At 35.0% G+C, this 25,363-nt stretch carries 14 protein-coding genes; 5 read left to right on the top strand and 9 right to left on the bottom strand.

Features of this window, described 5'->3' with window-relative positions:
- Position 1: 1 nt before the first annotated feature.
- The 9 genes from ABY285_RS03785 to ABY285_RS03745 all read right to left on the bottom strand — a co-directional run bounded on the left by ABY285_RS03785 (position 2) and on the right by ABY285_RS03745 (position 14,684).
- Complete coding sequence (locus ABY285_RS03785; RefSeq protein WP_372767170.1) at positions 2-2,065, bottom strand: glycoside hydrolase family 97 protein; 2,064 nt, start codon at positions 2,063-2,065, stop codon at positions 2-4.
- Between the two features lie 2 nt (positions 2,066-2,067).
- Positions 2,068-3,750 carry an alpha-amylase family glycosyl hydrolase gene (locus ABY285_RS03780; protein ID WP_372767168.1) on the bottom strand — a complete coding sequence of 561 codons (1,683 nt, stop codon included), beginning with the start codon at positions 3,748-3,750 and terminating at the stop codon, positions 2,068-2,070.
- Positions 3,751-3,753: 3 nt separating this feature from the next.
- Positions 3,754-6,126, bottom strand: a complete 2,373-nt coding sequence (locus ABY285_RS03775; RefSeq protein WP_372767166.1) for a TIM-barrel domain-containing protein — start codon at positions 6,124-6,126, stop codon at positions 3,754-3,756.
- The gene (locus ABY285_RS03770) at positions 6,127-7,101 is read right to left on the bottom strand and encodes an alpha/beta hydrolase (RefSeq protein WP_372767164.1); all 975 of its coding nucleotides are present in this window, start codon (positions 7,099-7,101) and stop codon (positions 6,127-6,129) included.
- Positions 7,102-7,105: 4 nt separating this feature from the next.
- Positions 7,106-8,968 (bottom strand): glycoside hydrolase family 13 protein, encoded by a 1,863-nt coding sequence (locus ABY285_RS03765; protein WP_372767162.1) that lies wholly within the window; start codon positions 8,966-8,968, stop codon positions 7,106-7,108.
- 16 nt (positions 8,969-8,984) lie between these two features.
- A complete protein-coding gene (locus ABY285_RS03760; protein ID WP_372767160.1) occupies positions 8,985-11,291 on the bottom strand; it encodes a family 65 glycosyl hydrolase domain-containing protein in 2,307 nt (768 codons plus the stop codon).
- Positions 11,292-11,297: 6 nt separating this feature from the next.
- Positions 11,298-11,954, bottom strand: a complete 657-nt coding sequence (gene pgmB / locus ABY285_RS03755; protein ID WP_372767158.1) for a beta-phosphoglucomutase — start codon at positions 11,952-11,954, stop codon at positions 11,298-11,300.
- A gap of 88 nt (positions 11,955-12,042) precedes the next feature.
- Positions 12,043-13,398 carry an MFS transporter gene (locus ABY285_RS03750; RefSeq protein WP_372767156.1) on the bottom strand — a complete coding sequence of 452 codons (1,356 nt, stop codon included), beginning with the start codon at positions 13,396-13,398 and terminating at the stop codon, positions 12,043-12,045.
- Positions 13,399-13,658: 260 nt separating this feature from the next.
- Entirely contained in the window at positions 13,659-14,684 is a 1,026-nt protein-coding gene (locus ABY285_RS03745; protein ID WP_372767154.1) for a LacI family DNA-binding transcriptional regulator, read from the bottom strand.
- A gap of 377 nt (positions 14,685-15,061) precedes the next feature.
- Here ABY285_RS03745 and ABY285_RS03740 point away from each other — a divergent pair, with 377 nt between their 5' ends.
- From ABY285_RS03740 to ABY285_RS03720, 5 genes are all read left to right on the top strand, one after another.
- Positions 15,062-17,965, top strand: coding sequence for a SusC/RagA family TonB-linked outer membrane protein (locus tag ABY285_RS03740; RefSeq protein ID WP_372767210.1), 2,904 nt, complete (start codon positions 15,062-15,064; stop codon positions 17,963-17,965).
- A 10-nt stretch (positions 17,966-17,975) separates the two neighbouring features.
- Positions 17,976-19,841, top strand: a complete 1,866-nt coding sequence (locus tag ABY285_RS03735; RefSeq protein WP_372767152.1) for a RagB/SusD family nutrient uptake outer membrane protein — start codon at positions 17,976-17,978, stop codon at positions 19,839-19,841.
- 66 nt (positions 19,842-19,907) lie between these two features.
- Positions 19,908-21,140, top strand: coding sequence for a SusE domain-containing protein (locus ABY285_RS03730; RefSeq protein ID WP_372767150.1), 1,233 nt, complete (start codon positions 19,908-19,910; stop codon positions 21,138-21,140).
- Positions 21,141-21,247: 107 nt separating this feature from the next.
- Complete coding sequence (locus ABY285_RS03725) at positions 21,248-24,595, top strand: alpha-amylase family glycosyl hydrolase (protein WP_372767148.1); 3,348 nt, start codon at positions 21,248-21,250, stop codon at positions 24,593-24,595.
- A gap of 5 nt (positions 24,596-24,600) precedes the next feature.
- Complete coding sequence (locus ABY285_RS03720; RefSeq protein WP_372767146.1) at positions 24,601-25,299, top strand: hypothetical protein; 699 nt, start codon at positions 24,601-24,603, stop codon at positions 25,297-25,299.
- Positions 25,300-25,363 lie beyond the last annotated feature (64 nt).

The following is a 25,363-nucleotide window of genomic DNA, read 5'->3' as shown; positions in this document are numbered from 1 at the left end:
TTTATTTTTTTATGATGCTAATGGCGAAACCTCCGCCCGGAGCCAACTTCAATTTTAGACTTGTTTGATGGTTGATTTCCATTTTTCTGATGTTGATGGCTGTCGGATTTTTATCCCAGTCCGCCTCTTTTCCGTCTTCATAAATGACGGCTTCATAGGTGGCATCCGGACTTAAAAAGTCAAATTTCAGGTCCATTTCTCTCGCATTTTCATCGGTAATTCCGCCAACAAACCAATTTTCTGATTTTCTTTCTTTTCTGGCGATGGTCACAAAATCACCAATTTCACCATTTAACACTTTGGTTGTTTGCCAATCGACACCAACATCTTTTATAAATTGAAAGGCCGGATTTCCTTCGTAATTTTCCATTAAATCGGCCGCCATTTGAATCGGACTGTAAATCACGACATACAATGCCAATTGTTGTGCAATGGTTGTGTTTACCTGATTGTCTTTTTTGTATTTGTCAAATTTAATGTCAAAAATGCCCGGCGTATAATCAATTGGTCCAGCCAACATTCGGGTAAATGCCATAACCGATAAATGTTCTGGCGGATTTCCTCCCTGACTGTCCCAAACATTATATTCCTGTCCGCGCAATCCTTCTCTTGAAATGGTATTTGGATACGTTCTGCGCAAACCAGTGTCTTTAATAGGCTCGTGGGCATTGATGGCAACTTGATATTTTGCTGCTTTTTCAATTGAATTGTTATAGTGATTCACCATAAATTGCCCGTGATGGTATTCTCCTTTTGGCATCAATTTGCTAACATAACCCGTTTTTACCGAATGAATCCCCAAACTTTGCATCAATGCATAAGCAGTATCTTGTTGCTTGATGTAGTTTTCAACATTTCCGAAAGTTTCGTGGTGCATAATAATTTCCACGCCTTTTTCTTTTCCGTAACGCACCACTTCTTTTAAATCGTAATCAGGATAAGGCGTTACATAATCAAATCCGCCTTCATTTGGATCCCAACCATTATTCCATCCTTCAACCAAAACGGCTCCAATATTGTTTTTTGCCGAAAAATCTATAAATGCTTTTGTGTTCGCGGTGGTAGCTCCGTGTTTTCCTGAACCAATTCCCCAAGTGGATTTACCCAAATGCAATTCCCACCAAATACCTGTATATTTTGTTGGTTTAAACCAGAAAACGTCTCCTAATTTATTTGGCTCGTTCAAATTTACAATCAGTTTTGATTCAATTAAATCGCCTGGTTTTTCCGCAATTTGAAGCGTCCTCCAAGGTGTATGAAAAGGAACCGCTCTTTTTACTTTATAACCGGTGCGTTCTGATCCCACCAATTCGCTGGCCATCGCCAAGTTTTCTTTGTCTATTTTTAAAGTCATATCCGAATAATCAACCAAAGCAGCTTCGTGAAAACTTAAATACAAACCTTCCTCAGTTTTCATAGTAACTGGCGTATTTACCGCATTTTGGGGAATGTAAGTTTGCGCAATATTTGGGTAATTCACTTTCGACAAGGCGTCAATTTCGGTGAACTTGGTGGTATTGTACAAATGCTCGTAAATATCCCAATCGCCCGGAGCCCACCAAACTGTATGATTTCCCGATAAATTAAACTGTGTATTTTCATCGGTAATGATTACTTCAGAAAGATTTTCCTGTTCAGGAAACTCGTACCTAAATCCCAGTCCATCATTATAAACCCTAAAAACAATCGTCAGTTCTCGTTTTAAATCTGCTTTTTCCTGAAGTTCAATTTTCAATTCCTTATAATTATTTTCAACTTTGGTTTGTTCACCCCAAGGCATTTCCCATACTTCGTTAAAGTTGCTTGTTGTTGCATTTACAATTTCAAAGTTATCTTTAAAAGATGCCATATCTTTTAAATCGAAACCTCCTAAAGTTGATGTTTTTATCACTTCCTTATTTTTGAAAGTCACCAAATAAGTTGGTTCGCCTTTTTCAGTCAACTTAAATTCAACTTTAACATGATCATCTGGAGAAGAAACAGTTGTTTGCAATTCACTCTTTTTTGAACAAGAAAACAGGAAAATACTTATGAGCACTAAGCTCAATTTTAAACCATTCTTCATTTTTATTGATTTTTCTTTTCTAATAAAACAATCGAAAATGGCGTATTTAATGTCACCATTCCGTTTTTTACAATCACTTCTGTATTGGAATAAGCATCAACTAAAATTGTGTCTTTAACAAATTCAATTCCAACATTCAATTGCTTTTCGCCTAGGTTTAAATCCAACCCAACAACCACGACATCTTTAAAATCTCCTTTTAAATAGGTTCTTTGAAAAACATACGGTTGGACGCTGATCATTTTGTGGATTCCTGCGCCAACGGCAAGATGGTTATTTCTAAATTTTCCCAACTTTTGCCAGTGCGCCAAAATTTCTTTGGTTTTTGCGTTATTATCGATATCGTTCCAGTTCATATTAGAACGCAACGTGGCATCGCCGACTGTGCCTTCAATAATTAACGGACGGGCTGATTCGTCGCCGTAATACACTTGCGAAGTGCCAGGACACAACAATAATTTGGTGGCCGATTCAAAAGTTTTTGTTCTTTCTTTGTCGAAAGGATCGCCGTCATCGTGTGAACTGATATAGTTTAAAACGCCAAACCCTTTAAAATCATTGTTTAAAATCGTGTTGTATTTTGAAAAAAGCGCTTCATAAGAAGAAAGTTGTGCCGCATTCCATTTGAATTCAAAATTGATCAAACTGTTAAAGCCATTCTCGAAATAATTGACTTTTTTATCGCCAAAATCAAAAATTTGTCCGCCGGAAATACTGTAATTATAAACTTCACCAACCAAATAAAAATCATTGGCATCCAAAACTTTATCGGGATTGTTTTCTTTCCAAAATTTAAACGCATAATTGCATTCGTTTTTAAAATCGCCCCAAACGATTTCTTCCGTATGTTTCACGGTATCAGCTCGGTAACCGTCAATTCCAAATTCGGTGATGTAATCTGTCAGCCATTTAATGATGTAATATTTTGGCGCTCTCGGATAGCCGGTTCTTTTGAAAAAATCATCCAGTTCCTTCATTTCCTGTTCGTATCTTCCTTCAGCTTTCCATTTATCGGCCAACTGTTTCGGAATTTCAACAGTTGCATTGCTTTCGGTTTTTACATCTGGTAGGTTTTTAACCAAGGTACAAGCAGTTGTAGTTTCATAGGTTTGATAATCGCATTGCGGACCAGTTCTCACCCAATCTGATGGCCAAACCTCATCAACCTCCGTTACAGGCCCGGTATGATTTATAACGCCGTCCAACACAATCCTGATCCCTTTTTTATGAGCAAGTTCCACCATATTTTTCAAATCTGCCATCGTTCCGAAATTTGGATCCAAAGCGGTCCAGTCTTTTGCCCAATAGCCGTGAAAAGCATAAGTTGCGCCAGTTCCTTCATCAACGGCGCCGTGAATTTGTTCCACAATTGGGGTAAACCAAATGGCGTTAATTCCCAAATCGGTAAAATAGCCTTCTTCAATTTTTTTGGCGATTCCTTTGATGTCGCCACCTTCAAAACCTCGCAATTTCGCGGTAGGTTTTGTTCGGCTAAAATTGACGTCGTTCAACGGATCCGCATTGTAAAACCGATCAGTCAGCAAAAAATAGATATTCGCAGCTTCCCATAGAAATGGTTTTTTAAGGTTGTTTGCATCTATCATTTCCCTATTTCTATTTTGTTTTAATTCAGCACAGCCTATAAACAGCGTCGATAACAGAATTAAGGTTACATATTTCTTCATCTATCAGAATTTTATTTTTAAGTTTTTATCGTCACTGTTTTTAAGTGAAATTAAAACAGTCAGTGTTTTATTTTCTTTGTTCCATTCAAAATTATGCCCTTTCACTTTTTTGGGTTTTGATGAAACGTTATGAACAATCAATTTAATTTCTTTTGATGAAAATTCAAAATCAGTTCCTAATTTTTGTTCAATTTCTATATACAGTTTATTGTTTTTGAATTCACTTTTAAAAGTCAGCATTTCATACTTTCCTTTTTCAAAAGCATTTTGCGTTGCACCGTCATCATTATATAAATGCCCTTCGCTTTCTTTTACATTTTCATCAAAATAAAAATGCAAATCGAAGGATTTTAAATTGTACAATCCTGTATTTTGAATTGGTTGAATTCTCGGAATAAAAGCCCCACCACGAACATAGACCGGAATGCTTTCTTGGTGTAACTGAACCGTTTTTGATTGTCCACCCCCAACTTTTTCATCGGTATAAAAATCGAACCAGTTGGCACCGGAAGGAAAATAAACAGCCTGCTCTTTTAAACCTGATTGCACCACAGGACTCACCAAAAAACTGTCTCCCCACAAATACGTTTTATCGTTTATAAATGCCGATTTATTGGTGTCTTCAAAAAATAAGGGACGCATTAAAGGTGTTCCTTTTTGGTTGTTGTCAAAAACCAATGTGTAATTATAAGGCAACAAACTATAACGCAATTCGATTGATTTTTTGGCCAAAGCCTTTGTTTTCGATTCTCTAAAAACAGGTTCAGAAGGGACATCTTCCTGTGCATGCGGACGATAAATAGGCTGAAAAACACCATATTGCAACCAGCGCGTGTACAATTCATCATCTAAATTGGCACCTGCAAACCCACCCAAATCGGAATGCATAAATGCCATTCCCTGCATGCCCATTTGTAAGGCAATTTCGGGTTGCGACTGCAATCCGCCCCAACTCCTGCTTACATCTCCCGACCACGGAATCATTCCGTAATGCTGGGAACCCGAATAGCCGGCACGCATTAAAATAAACGGACGCTGGTTTGGAAATTCTTTTTGATAACCTTCAAAAACGAGTTTTGCCCAATTGTGGCCATAAATATTGTGAACTTCATCAGCCGAACCTGTGGCGTGCTGCAAATCGGAAGGATGCACCTCAGGCTCTCCCAAATCTCCCCACCAGCCGGCAACGCCATAATCGTTAAATTTCTTGTAAACTTGCCAAAACCAAGCTTTCCCTTCTGGCTTAAAAATGTCTATAATTCCAGTGTTTCCAAAGTAAAAATCGTAAGTGTAAGGTTTGCCTTCTTTGGTTTTTCCCAAAATATCCTTTTCAACCGCTTCGTCCCATTTTCCTGAAGTCGTTAACACAAACGGTTCCGTAATTAAAATCGTTTTAACGCCTATTGTCTTTAAATCGGTAATCATTTTCTTCGGATTTGGGAATGAATCTTTCTCAAATTCAAAATTCCCCATAGTTCCTTTCATTTCCTTTCCAAACCAAAATAAATCTAAAATAATAGCATCAACCGGGATTTTCTCTTCTTTAAATTTATCGATTGTGCGTACAACTTCTTCTTGAGAATGGTATCCAAATCTACTTGAAAAATTGCCCAAAGCCCAACGAGGAATCATTGGTTGTTTTCCTGTTAAACTGGTGTATTGGTTTATTAAATCTTTCCAGGAATTACCTGCAACTACTTGATAGGTTTTTCTACCACTTATGGTTTCATATTGCAAAGAATTGTCTTTTTTACTATCCAAATCCAAATATCCAATGGGCGCATTGTCGAAATGAACGGCATATAAATTAGAGGAATATACCAAAGGCATCGTAAAATTCATCAATTCCGAATGCGTTTCGTAGCCGTAATGCGCTCGGTTGTACAACTGCAATCGGTTTCCCCTGCGGTTCATTCCCAAAGCGCGGGCACCACCGCCAAATAAAATTTCTTCAGACGTTAAATTGAAATCCAATGTTTCAAATTCTTCTGTTTTAACGTAGCCTTTTCTTTCAGAAATTAACGGCTTGTGCTTGTAAAAATATAAAATCTGGAAGGGGTTTTTTATGATTTCAACGGTTATTCCCGAAGTTTTTAATTGAATTGCATTTTCATTTTCCGTTATTTTAAATACCAAATTTTCTGGTTTCAAAACTACCGCATGCGAATTGGGATTGTAAACTTCTCCGTTAGGAATAAATGAAGTTTCCACAATTTTGGTGGAATAGGGTTTTATTTGAAAAACGCCATCATTGGTTTTAACCTCAACAACTACATTTTTTTGATTCAGGGAAACAAATTTTCTGTCGGCATTTTGCGCATTTAAAAATGTACTTCCTGCAAGAAGAAAAAAGAGGAAAATTTTGGTTAACTTCATTTAGTTTTTATTTAATAAAAATTGAACCGGGATTTGAAAACGCTGATTCCAAGAGTTTTCGGAATGGTCGTGACCTTCAAATTTTAAGTTTTTGGAATTTGATTCATCATAGCCTTTCTGCTTCAAAACCTCATTTACCCGATTTTGGTAAGGCAAATAAAATTTGTCCAAAGTTTTAGTTCCGTAATCAAAGTAAATTTTATGTGTTGCTGGCAAAGGTAAATTTTGTGCTAAATAGGTGAAAAAAGTTTCCGGAACCGGGAAATTTTCCTGAGGCATAAATCCAACCCAATGGGTAGATAAACAAGCGGCACCTCCAAAAACTTCAGGATATTCGCACAATGCATACATAGAAATTAAACCGCCCATACTTGAACCCGCAATAAACGTGTTTTCTGAATTTGTGAAAACCGAAAAATTACTGTCGATAAATGGTTTCACTTCTTCAACAATAAACTTTAAATAATTGTCGGAATTTAACCCTTTAAAATCCGTCCCAAATTGTTTATTGCCGGTTTCAAAGATAGAATCCTTAAATTTTTGAGGTAACAAATCAAATGGTTTTTGCGGATAATAATCGGTGTGGCGTATTTCTGAAATGTTCCAGATGGCCACCACAATACAATCTCTAATTTTTTGTTCTTTCAACAAACCGCCAACAATTTCCTCAACTTTCCACTCCTGTTTGTTCCAGGTCGTTTTGGCATCAAACAACATTTGCCCGTCATGCATATACAATACGGCGTATTTTTTAAGTGAAGAATAATCACTAGGCAACCAAATATCTACAGTTCTTGGGCGTACATATTTTGAAGGAAAACTGTCAATTCTTTTAAGAGTTCCGTTTGAAAGATTGATGCTGTCTAAAGTTTTTGCAACTATTTGATTTTCAGAACTGTTTATATCATCCTTTTTGACTTCTTTGCAAGAAATGAAAAGAAGCGAAATTCCAAAAATGTATTTAAAAAGTTTCATTTTTTTATATTTTGGTGGTAAACAACAAAACGCCTTTTGAACTGATTTTTAGGTTGTTTTCAAAAATAAATACCTCACCTGTAATCATATTTACAACTTGTTTTCCTTTTAAACCAACCTCCTCAAATCGGTTTAAGTTTAATGAAATCGGTTTGTCATTTTTATTCAAGATGACCGCAACTACTTCATCATTTTTTATTCTGAAAAGCACATAAACTCCATTTTCAGGCGCAAAATGAATTGTTTTTCCTGAATGGATTGCCTCACTATTTTTTCGGTAATTTAATACTTTCTTCAAAAATGATTGCATTTCCAATTGAGTGACTGCTAATCCTTCTCCTGTAAAAGCATTCGAATTATCGCCGCTCCAGCCTCCAGGAAAATCAGTTCTTATCAAGCCGTGATCGCCAGGTTTAGCAGTATTTTGCATTAAAATTTCTGCTCCATAATACAATTGCGGAATTCTTGGCAACGCAAGCATATAACCCAAAGCCATTTTGGTATTCACCATATTTTCTTTTAATTGGGTAAAAATTCTATCCATATCATGGTTGTCTGGAAATATCATAATTTTGCTCGGATTGGCATAGGAGAAATCGTTTGCCAAACCTTCATACATTTTCACAAAACCTTTGTCCCAACTTTCCGATTCATTCAAAGCATCAACAATTGATTTTTGCATAGGAAAATCCATGGTTGAAGATAAATTTGATTCGTAGCCATCTTTATTTTTTACACCTTGCTGCCAGTAGCCAACCAATAAGGGATTGGTACTCCATTCTTCGCCAACAATACTGAAATTCGGATATTCTTTCATAATTGCACCGGCCCAATCTGACATAAATTGTTTGTTTGGGTATGGATAGGTATCTTGGCGAATTCCTCCCAAATCGAGAGTTTCTATCCACCAAATGCTATTTTGAATTAAATATCTTGCCAGCAAAGGGTTGCGCTGATTTAAATCGGGCATTGTGGAAACAAACCAGCCTTCACTCATTAAATTTTTATCTTTTATCGAAGCGTACGAATCTTGATTTGTGGTTCTTCTATGGTTTGTAATGACAATATTATTTTTTAAATATTCATCTTGGTAATTCACCCAATCATTGGTTGGTAAATCCTTCATCCACCAATGTTCGATGCCAATATGATTTGCAACTTGGTCCATGATTAATTTCATCCCTTTATTCTTCGCGCTTTTCGCCAATACGCTATAATCTTCCATAGTTCCAAAACGCGGATCAACCTGATAAAAATCGGTCATCGCATACCCATGATAGGAACTTTCTTTCATATCATTGGTTAACACTGGCGTTGGCCAAATGGCCGTAAATCCCATTTCATCTATATAATCTAAATGATTGGTGATTCCTTTGATATCCCCACCGTGCCTGCCATAATCATCCTTTCTGTCAACGATTTTTTCATTCATGGTTTTTACAACGTCATTGGTAACATCACCATTTGCAAAACGATCAGGAGTAATCAAATAAATAACATCCGAACTGTTGAATCCTTCTCTTAATTTTGAATCTTTATTTCGTTCTTTTAACTCATAAGCAACAGAAAAATTATTGCGTTTTCCTTTTTTTGAAAAATTGATGTTGAATTTCCCTGAAATCGCTTTGGATAAATCTAAATTCAAAAACAAATAATTTTTGTTTTCAGTTTTCTTAATGTCTAAAATCTGAATAATTTTATTATCAACAGATGGTGTAAATTGAGATATGTCCTTTCCATAAATCAACAATTCCAGCTGATTATTTTCCATACCAACGTACCAAAATGGTGGCTCAATTCTTTCTGTTTTTTGTGCATATAAAGAACTGCCTAAAATAAAAAGCAATAATAAACAAAGATTTTTCATATTAGATATTTAAGTATTATACGGTAACCAATTGATTTGTCGGAATTAAAATTTCTTGGCCATTCACCAACATTTTAACTTCATTTTCCGATTCATTAAAGAATTTACATTCGGTCTGGCTTTTATAAACCTTGATGATATTTCCCCTGAAATTTATGGTGAATGAATACGATTTCCATTCTTTAGGAATTTGTGGATTGAAGGTTAATTTTCCATCTTCCCAAACACGCATTCCCCCGAATCCTTGAACAATTGACATCCACGTTCCTGCCATACTTGTTATGTGACAACCTTCGTGAACTTCGTGGTTATAATCGTCTAAATCCAAACGTGAAGTTCTGACATATTGTTCATAGGCTTTTGGCATTCTGTCTATGGAAGCCGCCAAAATGGAGTGAACGCAAGGAGAAAGTGAGGATTCATGAACCGTTAAAGGCTCATAAAAATCGAAATGGCGTTCCAAATCTTCCTTATTGAATTTGTTTTCAAAAAAGAACATGCATTGCAAAACATCGGCTTGTTTGATATAACAAGAGCGCAAAATGCGATCCCAAGACCATTTTTGGTTAATCGGTCTTTCCGAATTTGGCAATTCAACCACCGGAATTAATTCCTTATCCAAAAATCCGTCTTGTTGCAAATAAACATTGTGTTCCAAACTAAAAGGAAAATACATATTCTCCGCAACCTTCAACCATTCTTTGATTTCTTCATCTGCTAATTTCGTTTTATCCATTACACGCTTAAAATCCTTCGGATACTCCTGATTAACCCTATCTAAACATTCCGCCGCATATTGAATGCACCATTTTGCCAAGTAATTGGTATAAAAATTATTGTTTACGTTATTTTCATATTCATTGGGTCCAGTTACTCCTAAAACCACATATTGACCTTTAGCTTCAGAAAAATTAGCACGTTGGTGCCAAAAACGTGCAACCGCAATAATTACCTCCAATCCAAATTTTGCAACATATTCAAAATCCTGGGTATAATTTACGTAGTTGTAAATTCCGTAAATCATGGCTCCGTTTCTGTGGATTTCTTCGAAAGTGATTTCCCATTCGTTGTGGCATTCTTCCCCATTCATCGTAACCATTGGATATAAAGCAGCTCCGTTTTTGAATCCGAGTTTTTGTGCATTTTCAATTGCTTTATCCAACTGATTGTAGCGATACATCAATAAATTTTTGGCTACGCTCGCATCTTTTGTCGCCATATAAAAAGGAATGCAATAGGCTTCCGTATCCCAATAAGTGCTTCCGCCATATTTTTCGCCGGTGAATCCTTTCGGGCCAATATTTAATCGGGCATCGGTTCCCAAATAAGTTTGGTTTAACTGAAAAATGTTAAATCGAATGCCTTGTTGCGCTCTAACATCTCCTTCAATAATAATATCCGCTGTGTGCCAAATGTTTGACCAAGAATTTTTCTGGCTTTCCAAAAGTTGTGAAAAGCCTAAATTACTAGCCTTTTTAACATTGTTAAAAGCAGCCTCAATCAAATCCTTATTTTGATAATTTAAGGAACTTACGCAACTTCCATATTTATAGATTGTGGCAATATCGCCTTTGGAAACAGGTAACTTATAGGTATAATGCAAAGATTTCTCTTCAACCTCAGTTTGTTGTGTAACCGCAACTTTATTATCATTTAAAGTAAACGAAACTTCCATGGCTGTTGCCACGTGAAATGCTGTTTTTAACGTTTTTGAAAGGATGCAACCATTATTTTTGTCATTGACAATTTTTAGTATTTCCCAAAAATATTCGTCATAATTGGAGTCTTCGTTTACAATACCGGCATCTATATAAGGAGAAAAAGAAATTTCACCTGAAAAATTTATTGCTTTTACAGCATATTCAATCGCTCCTATTTCATTGTATTCCAAACTTATAAAACGTTTTGTTTCTACTTGAATTTCTTCACCAGTTTCAAGAATTGCATTGAAAGAACGGCTAAGCCAGCCTTCTTTCATATTTAATTCCCTTCTGAAATTTGAAACTTCGCAAGTATTTAAATCCAATTCCGTTTTATTGATTTGCAGGTTAATGCCAATCCAATTCGGTGCATTCAGCACTTTGGCAAAATACTCCGGATAGCCATTTTTCCACCAGCCTACTCTAGTCTTATCGGGATAATAAATACCGCCAATATAACTTCCCTGAAAGGATTTTCCTGTATAAGTTTCCTCAAAATTGGCACGTTGGCCCATAGCGCCATTGCCAATACTGAACAGACTTTCTGAAGCTTCAACATTTTCGGCATCAAAGCCTTCTTCTTCAATTGACCATTCGTAAGGCTTAATATAATCTTTATTCATCTTTTTTTAATTCATTAGATTTTTTAAAAAATCGGGAGTAATCGCTGTCATATCCTTAAAAACATAATCTGCTTCATTTAACACATTCGCATCTCCAATTCCCATACTTATCATTTTCGCCGCATTTGCAGCCTGTATTCCTGCAATGGCATCTTCTACAACCACGCAGTTTTCGGGATTCATCCCTAATTTTTTAGCACCAATCAAAAATACTTCCGGATCGGGTTTTGCTTTAGAAACATCATTCCCGTCAACAATGGCGGTAAATCTGTTTAAAAGTCCAACTTTCTCCAAAATCAAAGGCGCGTTTTTACTTGCAGATCCCAAGGCATATTTTATGTCGTTAATTTCTAAAAAATTCAACAAATCATTTACGCCGGGCAAAATTTCTTCGGAAGTCATTTTATTGACGAATTCCAAATATTCTTTGTTTTTCTGAAGTAAAAGGATTTGTTTTTTTTCTTCGGATAAATTTACTTTTCCAATGGACAATAAAATTTCAAGAGATTTAACACGGCTTACGCCTTTCAGCAATTCGTTTTGCGCTTCGGTAAAATCGAAACCCAAAGCGTTCGCCAAATTTCTCCAGGCTAAATAGTGGTACTTTGCAGTATCCACTATTACACCATCTAAATCAAATATAAATGCAATCTCTTTTTTCATCTGTTTAAATTTTATTTTTTAGCGGCAAGAGATGCTGTTCGCCAAGAATCATTCCTTTGTATGTCAAAATTTGTGATGCTCGTTTCATTTAACTCTTTATTAATATAACATCATCAACATCTTTTACTCTCACAACCAATACTGCTGCAATTAAAAACGAAATACCACTCATTACCAAAGCATAAATGGCATCACCACCATAAAAATATTTTACAAGCGGACCACCGATTAATGCATTAATAATTTGAGGAATTACAATAAAGAAATTAAAAATCCCCATATAAACTCCCATTTTTTTAGGTGGAATTGACCCTGCCAAAATAGCATAAGGCATCGCTAAAATACTTGCCCAAGCAATCCCTACACCAAGCATCGATAGAATTAACCAATTTTCATTTGGCATAAAATAGACTGAAATCAATCCAATACCACCAACAATCAATGAAAAGGCATGCGTTCTTTTTCTTCCAATTTTTTTGGCAATAGCTGGTAAAAAGAAAGCGTAAACAGCGGAAACCGCATTGTAAACACCAAATAAAATACCCACCCAGTCACCTGCAATATTATAGGCAAGGCTATGCGAATCATCTAATGCCAATCCGTAAATATGATGTGCGATTGCAGGCGTTGCAAACACCCACATCCCAAATAAACCGAACCATGAGAAAAACTGAACCGAGCTTAATTGCCGCATCGTCAAAGGCATTTTCTTAAAATCGGAGAATATATTCAACAAACTCGATTTTTCTTCAACTTCAGATTCTTCATGTTTTGAATCCACTGGAAATTGAGCAACTTCTTCAGGCGAATATTCTTTTGTTGTAAAAACCGTGATTAGAATACTAATGATTAAAACCGCCGCACCAATAATAAAGGAGAGTATTAAATTTGTTGGTACTTCACCAGGTGCTGCTTCATTTAAAACGCCAAACCAATTTGTTAAAACATAAGGTAACCAAGAACCTATAACTGCTCCAATACCAATTAAAATTGTTTGAACACTAAATCCGAGCGTTCTTTGATCTGAAGGCAAAATGTCGGCAACCAAAGCTCTAAAAGGTTCCATGGCCACGTTAAATGATGCATCCATTATCATCAACATCCCCGCACCTACCCATAAAGAAGGCATAACGGCGATAAACATATCGGCATTTGGCATTAAAACCAACCCAACTGATGCCAATAGGGCACCTGCTAAAAAATAAGGACGTCTTCTTCCAAGTTTGGTCCAGGTTCTATCGCTGTAATACCCTATTATAGGTTGAACTATTAAACCTGTTAAAGGAGCGACAATCCAAAACCAAGACAATTCATGAACATCGGCTCCAAAATTTTGCAATATTCTACTGGCATTCGCATTTTGCAGCGCAAAACCCATTTGAATTCCCAAGAAACCGAAACTCATGTTCCAGATATCCCAGAAACTTAGTTTCCGTTTTTCCATAATGTAAGTGTTAAAAATAATAATACAAGCTAAAGCCTAAAAGTTTTAGTTGTTATTTTTGTGTGAAGTGTGAAAATAGTACGTGTAAAATCTCTTTTACAAGGCGAATATATAAATTATTTTTTAACTTTTAATTTTTTTAACGCTAAGATTTAAGCTTAAATATGACAAATCGAGTACTATAACCTTTGCGTTCAATGAAATTATTTTGTAATAAATAATTTTAAATGAGTAATAATCTCAAAACCTTGATATTATTCTTAATTCACTGACAAGGTGGATTTTCTAATTTTTAGATTTGTTGAAATAACTACTTTTTGAAATTCAGCAGGTGCTGTATTCTCAATTCTATTGATTAATAATTCGGCAGCTTGTTTGCCCATTAAGAATCCATGTTGCTCAACGGAAGTCAATGGCGGATTTGTAAATTCTGAAATCAATCCGCTGGTAAAACCTATAATGGCAATGTCTTTAGGGATATTCAGCCCTTTTTCTTTCGCTATTTTTAAAGCTATTGCAGCGTAAATTTCGTTAACGGCCAAAATGGCGTCCGGCGGATTTGCAACATTGATAACCTTTTCAATTTGTGCATATAAATCTTTTTCATCGTCTATTTTATAAATCAAACTTTCATCAACATTAATTCCCTGGCTTTTAAGCGCTTTTAAATACCCTTCTCTGCGCAAAGAGCCCACCGAAATAAAATCATGGGTTGTTATTAATGCGATCCGTCTTGAACCAATTTCAATTAAATGGTTTGTTGCTTTATAGGCACCTCCAATATCGTCAATAATCACTTTATCACATTGAATTTCATCATTAATCCTATCAAATAACACCAAAGGAAAATCATCAGAAATTAATGCCTCAAAATGTTTGAAATTCTGGTTTTGTTGTGTTTCCCGCGCCATGGAGACTATTAAGCCATCTACACTGCCATTGGTTAATACACTCATGTTTGAAACTTCCTTTTCGTAAGACTCATTGGACAGGCATACCATAACATTGTATCCTTTTTCCGTGGCATATTTTTCAATACCGTTGATTACTGTGGAAAAAAAGTGATGAACAATTTCGGGAATAATAACGCCTATTACTGAAGTTTTTTGGTTGCGAAGCTGTAAGGCTAAATTGTTTGGCTTATAGTGATAATAATCGGCGAAAGCCTTGATTTTCCCTCTGGTTTCTTCACTAATTTCGTGACTATCTTTTAATGCTTTTGAAACCGTTGAAATGGATACTCCAAATTCTTTTGCAATCTTTTTTAAGGTAATTCTTGGTTTCATTTTTTTAAGCTAACATATTTGTTTTACAAATATAAACTTTATACTTAAAAACAGGAAGATTTAAAGAAGAACAATCAGGGGAAATTCAATTTAAAATTTAGAATGTAAACGCAAATGTGAAATTTTTATAAAAAAATCTAAAATTACAACACTAAACTCTAACGTTTGCGTAAAAAAGTTATAAACACGAAAACGTTTGCGTAATTTAAAAAGCAATAATTATCGATGTTAAATAAATGTTAACTCCTTAACTTCACAAAGTGAAATGTAATAAATAGTACAAATTTTTTAAACAAACTTAATTATTAATTAACTTAAAATAGATGAAAAATTTTAAAATTTTTTTGTTTAACGCCATGCTTCTTTTACCTGTAGTGATGTTTGCTCAGCAAACCGTTAAAGGAAAAGTTACAGAAGCAACCGGTAGTACAGCACTACCTGGAGTTGGCGTTATTATTAAAGGAACTACCATAGGTACCGCTACAGATTTTGACGGTAACTATACTTTTGAGAATGTTAAGCCAGAAGATGTTTTGGTATTCTCTTATGTTGGTTTCAATAGCCAATCTATTACTGTGGGAAACAACACAACTATCAATGTTGCTTTAGTTGACAACACAGAATTGTTAGATGAAGTTGTGATTGTTGGTTATGGTACAACTACTATAAAAGATGCTACAGGTTCTATTACTTCTGTAAAAGCAAAAGACTTGAACAAAGGAGCAATTGTGTCACCAGAACAAATGTTAACTGGTAAAGTTGCCGGTGTTGTAATTACTTCTGACGGTGGTGCACCAGGTTCTGGAGCTACCATTAGAATTAGAGGAGGAGCTTCATTAAGCGCTTCTAACAGTCCTTTATTTATTATTGATGGCGTTCCAGTTGATGGAAATGGTATTTCTGGAGTTAGTAACCCTTTAAGTACTATTAACCCAAATGATATTGAGTCATATACTATCTTAAAAGATGCGTCAGCAACTGCAATTTACGGTTCTAGAGCATCGAATGGTGTAATCATCATTACAACAAAAAAAGGAGATGGTGGTGGATTCAAAGCTACATACAGTGCTAACTTTTCAGTAAACCAAAATCTTAAAACAGTAGATGCAATGTCTGCAAATCAATTTAGAGATTATGTAAACGCGAACGGTTTAGATACAGATATAGCTTTGTTAGGGACTGCAAATACAGATTGGCAAGACCAAATTTTTGAACTAGGTTATGGTACAGACCATAATTTAAGTTTAAAAGGAGGAACAGACAAAATAAATTATAGAGGTTCTATTGGGTACACAAATCAGACTGGTACTTTATTAACTTCTAAATTAGAAAGAGCTACTTACTCTTTAAGTATTGGTTCAAAATTATTTGATGATCATTTAAAAATTGACTTTAATACAAAAGTTTCTTTATTAAATAACAGATTTGCTGATCAAGGAGCAGTTGGAAATGCAATTTCTTTTGATCCAACCAAGCCAGTTTATTCTGGAAATCCAAATTTTGGCGGATATTATGAATGGTTAGGTACTGATGGAAATCCACTTACAGTTGGTGCTCCTAAAAACCCATTGGCATTATTAGAACAAAGAAATAATGTTTCAAATGCATCTAGAAGTATTGGAAACATTCAATTTGACTATAAAATGCACTTTTTACCGGAATTAAGAGCAAATCTTAATTTAGGATTTGATAAGTCTTCAGGTAGTGGGGATAATAGTATATTTAATTCTGCCACTTCAAATACAATTGAATTGTCAAAATTAGGTAACATATCTCATTACGAGCAAAACAAAGAAAATTTATTATCTGACTTTTATTTGGATTATGCCAAAGATTTAGAATCTCTTAATAGTTCTATTGATTTTATGGCTGGTTATTCTTACCAAAATTTTAAAGAAGATGGATTTAATACAGACAATATTCAAGATAATAGTTTAACGGAAACTTTTGATTATATCAATCAATTAAACTTACAATCATTCTTTGGTAGACTTAAATATTCAATCGCTGATAAATATTTATTGACACTAACATACAGACGTGACGGATCTTCAAGATTTAGTAAAACAAACAGATGGGCCAATTTCCCTTCAGCTGCTTTTGCCTGGAAAATTTATGAAGAATCATTTATGAAAAATTCTGAAACTATTTCTAATTTAAAACTTCGTTTAAGCTGGGGTATTACAGGACAACAAGATGTTGGAGGATTTTATCCAGCAATACCAACATATTTAGGTAGTACTAATACTGCAGCATACCAATTTGGAAGTACTTTTATTAATACTTTTAGAGCTGAGCCATTTAATACAACTTTAAAATGGGAAGAAACGGAAACTTATAATGCAGGGGTTGATTTTGGATTATTTGACGATTTCGTGACTGGATCTGTTGATGCTTACTTTAGAAAAACGAAAGATTTGTTAAACTTTATTCCATTCCCAGGAGGATCATCATTATCCAATGCTGGTTTAGCCAACATTGGTAAAATGGAAAATAAAGGGGTCGAATTGATGTTAAATGTGAAACCTGTAAGATCTGAAGATTTAAATTTAAATGTAGGTTTAAACTTTACATATGCCAATACAAAAATTACCCAATTAACAACAAATGATGGAGCTGACTATGAAGGAGTTCCTGTTGGTTTATTTAATGGTGGTGTTGGTAACTATGTTCAAAGACACTCTGTTGGTTATTCTCCTAACTCATTCTTTGTTTATCAACAAGTATATGACGCTAATGGAAAACCATTAGAAGGAGTATATGCTGATAGAAATAACGACGGACAAATTTCAAATGCTGATAAATACAGATTTGAAAAACCATCTGCTGATTATACAATGGGTTTAACTACCGATTTAAATTATAAAAAATGGAATTTAAATATGGCATGGAGAGCTAATATTGGAAACTATGTTTACAATAATGTGGATTCTAATTTAGCCTTTAAAGATCAATTATTAAATACTGCTTTCCCAACTGTAATTAATAATGGTGTTCAAAACATCTTAGAAACTAGTTTTATTAATGGAGGTGCTCAGCGTTATTTATCTGATTACTACGTGCAAGAAGCTTCTTTTGTAAAATTAGACAATGTAAGTGTTGGGTATAATTTTGGAGATGTTTTTGGAAATGAATCCAATTTATCAGTTTCAGGTTCTCTACAAAATGTATTAACCATAACAGATTATGTTGGTTTAGATCCTGAAGTAGGAAATGGTATTGATTATAACATTTATCCACGACCAAGAATTTATATGGTTGGAGTTAACTTAAACTTTTAATTAACAAGAAATGAAAAAATATTCTTTTAAAATAATATTATTAGGAACCTTAGTAACATTGTTTACTCTGACCTCTTGTCTAAAAGACTTAGATCAAGTTCCTCAAGATAAAGATATTGTATTAGCAGATGAGTTATTTAATGACCCTGCTGCATACAAACAAGTATTGGCTAAACTATATGCAGGATTAGCAATAAGTGGACAACAAGGACCTGCTGGAATGCCAGATATTACTGGAATTGATGAAGGTTTTAGCCAATATTTAAGACAATACTGGTTGGCACAGGAAGTAACTACTGATGAGGCTGTTATTGGTTGGGCTGATGGTAGTTTGCCTGATTATCACGAACATGACTGGACATCAAGCAACGAATTTGTAACTGCATTGTACAACAGAATTATTTATCAAATAACTTCTTGTAATGCCTTCTTAAGAGAAACTACTGATGCTAAATTGGCCTCACGAGGAGCTACAGGACAATTATTAAGTGATATTGAAGAATACAGAAATGAAGCTCGTTTTTTAAGAGCATTAAGCTATTACCACGCTCTAGATTTATATGGAAAATTCCCTTTTGTAACTGAAGAGGATGAGGTTGGATTTTTCTTTCCTCAACAAAAATCAAGAACTGAATTATTTAGTTTTGTAGAAAGTGAATTATTAGATATTGAAGGTAAATTAGCAGCACCAAAATCCAATGAATATGCTAGAGCTGACCAAGCTGCGGCTTGGACATTATTGGCCAAATTGTACTTAAATGCAGGAGTTTATACTGGAACAGCAAGATATACTGATTGCATCACTTACTCAAATAAAGTAATTAGTGCAGGTTATGGTTTGGAATCTTCTTATAAAAACTTGTTTTTAGCTGATAACCATACTGCTGATGGTGTAATTTTCCCTATTGCTTTTGATGGTTTAAAAACTCAATCTTATGGTGGAACAACATTTTTAATTCACGCACAAGTTGGTGGAAGTATGAATGCTGCTGATTTTGGAATTACTGGTGCTTGGGGTGGAAATAGAACTACAAGTGCTTTTGTAAATACATTTAATTCAGGTATTGATGTTGCTGCTTCTAACAATGCTATTGGCGCCGCTTCTATCTGGGGAATTGTAGGTTCTGCTACACCAAACTCTTGGGGTGGACCAGATTTAACTTTATTCCAAACTGCAACACCAAATGTAGTTCAAGCTTATGTTAATTTAGTTGACGGTGATGTTAAATTTAGATCAGGTAGCGCATGGAATGGAAGTGATTTTGGTGATAATGGAAACAACATCGCTGTAAAAACTGGTTTATATAAAGTAACTGTTAATGTAAGTACTAAGGAATATTCTATTGAGCTAGACCCAAGAGCAATGTTTTATACTGATGGGCAAACTTTAGAAATTGAATCTGTAGGAACATTTACTGATGGATATGCAATTACTAAATTTAAAAATGTAGATAGGGATGGTAACGCTGGTTCTGATACTGGAGGAACATTTACAGATACTGATTTCCCATTATTTAGAATTGCAGATGTATATCTAATGTATGCTGAAGCAACTTTAAGAGGTGGTGGCGGTAGTGAAACTACAGCTGTAGCTTATATGAATTTATTAAAGAACAGAGGAACTAATAATTTCGGAACTGTAACTTCAATTGATTTAGATTATATTTTAAATGAAAGAGCAAGAGAATTATACTGGGAAGGTCACAGAAGAACAGATTTAATTAGATTTGGTAAATTTACAGGTGGAGATTATGTTTGGCCTTGGAAAGGTGGAACACCAGAAGGTTCTGCTACACCAAGCTACTTAGATGTTTTTCCAATTCCTTCTAGTGATATAAATGCTAATCCAAATTTATCTCAAAACACTGGGTATTAATTTTAATCAAGGAAAAAAATGAAAAAAATAATAAATAAAATACTATTTCTTTTTGTTGGTGCTACATTGTTAGTATCATGTGATAAGGAAGTACTTACTGTACTTAATCCAAATACTGAAACTACAGTAAGCTTATCTGCTTCTGATGTTGTGTTGGATAAAGAAGCTGCTGGACAAAATGTGTTAACCGTTTCTTGGACTGATCCTGACTACGGTTTTGATGCTGCAGCTGACTATAAAGTTGTTTTCACAGCAGGTGAAAAAAGTGAAACCGTTGCTGCCGGAAACAATTTATCTAAAGTTTTTGAAACTGTTCAATTAAATAAAGTTTTACTTAAACTAGGTTTAAAAGGAGGAATTCCAACTGAGGTTTCCGTTCAAATAAAGGTTGTTTTAAGTGCTTATCATAGTTTAAGTTCAAATAGCTCTTCATTTATGGCAACAGCTTATGTGGACAAATTGGATTTATCATCTCCGTGGAGTCTTATAGGATCTGCAATTACTGGCGATGATGCTGGATGGGGAATGGACCTGCCATTATACACCACAAACATTCCAGATGTATTTGTTGCTTATGTAACTTTATTAGATGGTAAATACAAAATCAGAAAAGATAAAAGTTGGGATGAAAATTATGGTGATGATGGTGCTGATATCGTAATTACTGCTGGTTCTTACAAAATAACATTTAATTACAATACAAAAGCCATTACATCAGAATTATTTTCATGGGGTATTGTGGGTGATGCCACACCAATCGGTTGGCCAGGTGATACTACACCACCAGATGCAAAATTCACTTATGACCAATATTCTGATACTTGGAAAATTATTATCACTCTTACAGATGGTAATATTAAATTCCGTCAGAATAAAGATTGGACAGTAAATTATGGTTATTCCGGTGTTGATGGCATTTTAGGTGGTGATGATATTCCTGTTACTGCTGGGAACTATATCGTAACAATTGATTTTAATAAGTTAGAATATTCATTAGAAAAAATAGATCATATTTGGGGTATTGTTGGTGATGCTACTCCTATTGGCTGGCCAGGAGATACAACACCTCCAGATGCAAAATTAACTATTGATTTTAGCACTTCTGATGTTTGGGTAATTAGAAATTTCACACTTAAGGATGGAAATATTAAATTCCGTGCAGATGATGATTGGGGATTAAATTATGGTTACTCTGGAGTTGTAGGAACCTTAGGTGGTGATGATATTCCGGTTACAGCAGGAACCTATGATATTTTTCTGAATTTAAGTGAGCTTACTTATGAGTTAATAGAACTTTAATAGAATGCTTATTTTATAAATAATTTAAAAAATCTGCATAGAATATTCTATGCAGATTTTTTCTTTTTTTAAACAATTTCTGAAAAGAAATTATTAAATTAAACTTCATGAAAAAAATATTACTTTTTCTCCTTTTAAGTTGTACAAGTTTTGTATTCTCACAAGTGAGCACAAACCCTGTGATACCCACTCCAACAAGTGAGATAACCATTACTTTTAATGCTGTTGGTACGCCTTTGGCAAACTATACCGGAGATGTTTACGCGCATACGGGCGTTACGGTAAATGGCGTTAGATGGTCAAATACAATCGCTACTTGGACTACGAACTTAGCTAAAGTAAAACTTACTCGAGACGGTTCAAATCTTAATTTATATACATTGCTAATTACACCAGATATTTTCACATTTTACGGTGTAGTGGCAACTGGTATAATTACTGAGCTTAGTTTCGTTTTTAGGGCATCTGATGGATCACTGCAAACAAGCCCGGATATTTTCATTCCAATTTTTGCTGATGGTTTAAACATCACCTTCACTAGCCCTGCAAACAATAGTGCTTTCAACTTAAACAGCAGCGTCACTATTTCAGCGGAAGCTTCCGCAGCCTCCAATTTAGAACTTTTTGTGAATGGTATTTCAAATAAAACAGCGACCAATACCACCGCCATTTCAACTTCTTATTTATTGACAACAGCAGGAAATCAAACCCTTAAAGCTGTTGCGACAAATGGTACCGAAGTAAAAGAAACAACGATAAACATCTTCGTAAAAACACCAACGGTAACTGCCACAAAACCGCTTGGTTTAAAATATGGAATCAATAAAAATCCTGACAATTCAGTGACCTTTTTATTGAAAGCTCCGATAAAAAATGATGTACTCGTTTTGGGAGATTTTAACAACTGGACATTAGATTCTCAATCTCAAATGAAAAAAGATGGAGAAGATTTTTGGCTTACAATCTCTGGATTAGACATCAACACAGAATATGCCTATCAATATTTAATTGATTACGATATTAAAGTTGCTGATCCATATTCTGAAAAAATATTAGACCCTTCAAATGACCAGTATATTTCAAATACCAACTACCCAAATTTAAAATCGTATCCTGTAAATTTAACTACAGGCTATGTGTCGACCTTTAAAATTAATCAGGAAAATTATGTTTGGGCCAATACCAACTTTACAAAACCTTCTCAAAGCAATTTAATTATTTATGAATTGCTTATTAGAGATTTTACGGAAAGCTCTTCTTTTAATGAAGCCATCACAAAATTAGATTATTTGGTTTCCTTAGGCGTAAACGCCATTGAATTAATGCCTGTAAATGAATTTGAAGGAAACGACAGCTGGGGTTATAATCCGGCTTTATATATGGCTTTAGACAAAGCCTACGGAACCAAAAACGATTTCAAAAAATTTGTGGATGCCTGTCACCAACGCGGTATTGCCGTACTTGCCGATATTGTTTTTAATCATTCCTATGGGCAATCTCCCCTGTTGCAAATGTACTGGGACGGCGCGACCAATAAACCTGCCGCAAACAATCCCTGGTACAATGTAAACCATAACTTAGTTGACAACACAAATGCACATTGGGGATACGATTTTGACCACGAATCATCTTATACAAAAGCCTTTTTCAAAGATGTTTTAAGTTATTGGATGAACGAATATAAAATTGACGGATTTCGATTTGATTTTACCAAAGGTTTTTCCAATACGCTTTATTACGGCGCAGACAATTGGGCAAGTGCTTATGACGCTTCACGAATTACCATCCTAAAAAATTATGCAGACCATGTTTGGAGCAACAATTTAACCAACAAACCTTATGTGATTTTTGAACATTTGTCTGACAATTCAGAAGAAAAAGAATTGGCGAATTACGGCATTATGCTTTGGGGAAATATGAACCACAGTTACAATCAAAATACGATAGGCTTCCCTACCGATACAAATATCAACTGGATTTCCTATAAAGAACGAGGCTGGAACCTGCCTAATGTTGTTGGTTATATGGAAAGTCATGATGAAGAGCGTTTGATGTACAAAAACATTCAATTCGGAAACAGCAATGCCACCTACAATGTTAAAAATTTAAGCACTGCTTTGTCTCGACAGGAACTTGCCGGAATGTTCTTTTTCACCATTCCCGGACCAAAAATGATCTGGCAATTTGGGGAATTGGGTTATGATTTTTCCATCAATACTTGTGAGGATGGAACCGTGAGCAACGATTGCCGATTGTCAAAAAAGCCGATTCGTTGGGAATATTTTGAAATTGCCAACAGAAAACAAATTTACAATACCTGGGCAACACTGGCCGCATTTAAAAAGAACCAGCCTGTTTTTAACACCACCGAATTTACTTTAAATGTTGGAACTTTAACAAAATCCATTTTGTTAGAACACACCACAATGGATGTTGCTTTGGCAGGAAATTTTGACATCACTTCAAAAACCATGACAGTCCAGTTTTCAAAAATTGGCACCTGGTATGAATATTTTACGGGTGAAGAAAAAACCGTCACCAACACCTCAACTGAGATAACCTTAAATCCGGGCGAATATAAAATGTATTCTACCGTAAAATTACTGGATCCAAGAGGCGGAACAACCTTAGACGACAGTGACGGCGACGGTGTTTCAGATACGTTAGATTTATGTCCGAATACTCCAATCGGCACCAATATAGACAGTAAAGGTTGTCCTATATTCTCTTTACCATCAAACAATTTTACAGTTGAAGTTACCAGCGAAACCTGTCCGGATAAAAATAATGGTAAAATTTCAATTTCAGCAACGGCAACGCATGACTACACTGCAATAATTAGCGGAATCCAAACCGATGGCATAACACCAATTACGATAACAGATAAAAATTTTACAAATAATTTACCTCTTGACAATTTAACTCCGGGAATCTACACTATTTGTATTTCAGTTTCAGGAGAAGAAGCATACAAGCAATGTTTTGAAGTAAAAGTGATTGCGGGAGAGGTAATCTTAGCCGAAGCAAATTTGACTTCTAACAAGGCCTCTATTGAAATAAAAAAAGGAACTGCTCCATATACTATTTATGTAAATGGAAAGGAAACATTTCAAACATATTTGCAGGTATTTAATGTAAATGTAAAGCACGGAGATTTGCTTGAGGTTAAAACAGCCAAATCTTGCGAAGGCGTATTTTCAAAAAATATTGAATCATTCAGTGAAATTATAGCCTATCCAAATCCAACCCAAGGTCCATTTGAAATTGCAATTCCAACTTCACAAACGGAGGTAGTTATTGAATTATATGCTATAAACTCACAATTGATTTCAATAAAAACATATCCTGTTTTTTATGGAAAAGCACAGTTAAATCTCGAAAATAAACCAACGGGATTGTACATCGCAAAAGTGCTTTTAGACCAACCTATTTCTATAAAAATTATTAAGCAATAACAACAATGAGAAATCTTTTATATATTACAGTAATAAGCATAAGTTTATGGTCGTGCGGAGGTGGCGGAGATACACCACCACCATTAATAAACAAGGCGCCAACAACGCCTGTATTAACCTCTCCAACCAATAATTTATTGTGCATAAACAATGTGGTAAATTTTCAATGGAACGCTTCTACTGATCCTGATGGAGATCCCATTACTTATCAAATACAGGTAGCAAAAGACAATTTATTTTCCCAAATCGCGCATACAGTAACTTCAACAAATGCCAGCAAATCAATTTCTTTGGAAAAAGGAAATGCCTTTTATTGGAGGGTAAAAGCAACGGATAATAAAAGTGCGGCAAGCGATTATTCGGCAACATTTAGTTTTTATACAGAAGGTGACGGAATTACGAATCATTTGCCGTTTTCACCGTTATTAATAAGTCCGACTTTAAATGAAGTTGTTCATGACGCTCCAAAAACAACCGCACTTTTATGGACGGCAAGTGATGTAGATAATGATGCGCTAACCTATGATGTTTATTTTGACACGAACAATCCTCCAACTGCCATTGATAATGGAAATAAAAACATTAGTTCAAATTCAACAAGTGTTACTTTAGCAGCATCTACTTCTTATTATTGGAAAGTGGTCGTGAAAGACGGTAAAGGCGGTCAAACTATTGGGCAGATTTGGAATTTCACTACGGATTAAAAATAATCTTTAGCCATGTTTTTTAGTATATAAAACCCCAATTATTTGGGGTTTTTATTTAAAA

This window comes from Lutibacter sp. (assembly GCF_041555395.1).
In the GTDB taxonomy this organism is placed as follows: Bacteria; Bacteroidota; Bacteroidia; order Flavobacteriales; family Flavobacteriaceae; genus Lutibacter.
The sequence above is the reverse complement of the archived record's forward strand: the minus strand, read 5'-3'. Positions and strand labels throughout refer to the sequence as shown.

Coding starts and splice junctions, on each gene's coding strand:
- ABY285_RS03785 (WP_372767170.1), bottom strand. CDS start 2,065: ATGAAGAATGGTTTAAAATTGAGCTTAGTGCTCATAAGTATTTTCCTG.
- ABY285_RS03780 (WP_372767168.1), bottom strand. CDS start 3,750: ATGAAGAAATATGTAACCTTAATTCTGTTATCGACGCTGTTTATAGGC.
- ABY285_RS03775 (WP_372767166.1), bottom strand. CDS start 6,126: ATGAAGTTAACCAAAATTTTCCTCTTTTTTCTTCTTGCAGGAAGTACA.
- ABY285_RS03770 (WP_372767164.1), bottom strand. CDS start 7,101: ATGAAACTTTTTAAATACATTTTTGGAATTTCGCTTCTTTTCATTTCT.
- ABY285_RS03765 (WP_372767162.1), bottom strand. CDS start 8,968: ATGAAAAATCTTTGTTTATTATTGCTTTTTATTTTAGGCAGTTCTTTA.
- ABY285_RS03760 (WP_372767160.1), bottom strand. CDS start 11,291: ATGAATAAAGATTATATTAAGCCTTACGAATGGTCAATTGAAGAAGAA.
- pgmB (WP_372767158.1), bottom strand. CDS start 11,954: ATGAAAAAAGAGATTGCATTTATATTTGATTTAGATGGTGTAATAGTG.
- ABY285_RS03750 (WP_372767156.1), bottom strand. CDS start 13,398: ATGGAAAAACGGAAACTAAGTTTCTGGGATATCTGGAACATGAGTTTC.
- ABY285_RS03745 (WP_372767154.1), bottom strand. CDS start 14,684: ATGAAACCAAGAATTACCTTAAAAAAGATTGCAAAAGAATTTGGAGTA.
- ABY285_RS03740 (WP_372767210.1), top strand. CDS start 15,062: ATGTTTGCTCAGCAAACCGTTAAAGGAAAAGTTACAGAAGCAACCGGT.
- ABY285_RS03735 (WP_372767152.1), top strand. CDS start 17,976: ATGAAAAAATATTCTTTTAAAATAATATTATTAGGAACCTTAGTAACA.
- ABY285_RS03725 (WP_372767148.1), top strand. CDS start 21,248: ATGAAAAAAATATTACTTTTTCTCCTTTTAAGTTGTACAAGTTTTGTA.
- ABY285_RS03720 (WP_372767146.1), top strand. CDS start 24,601: ATGAGAAATCTTTTATATATTACAGTAATAAGCATAAGTTTATGGTCG.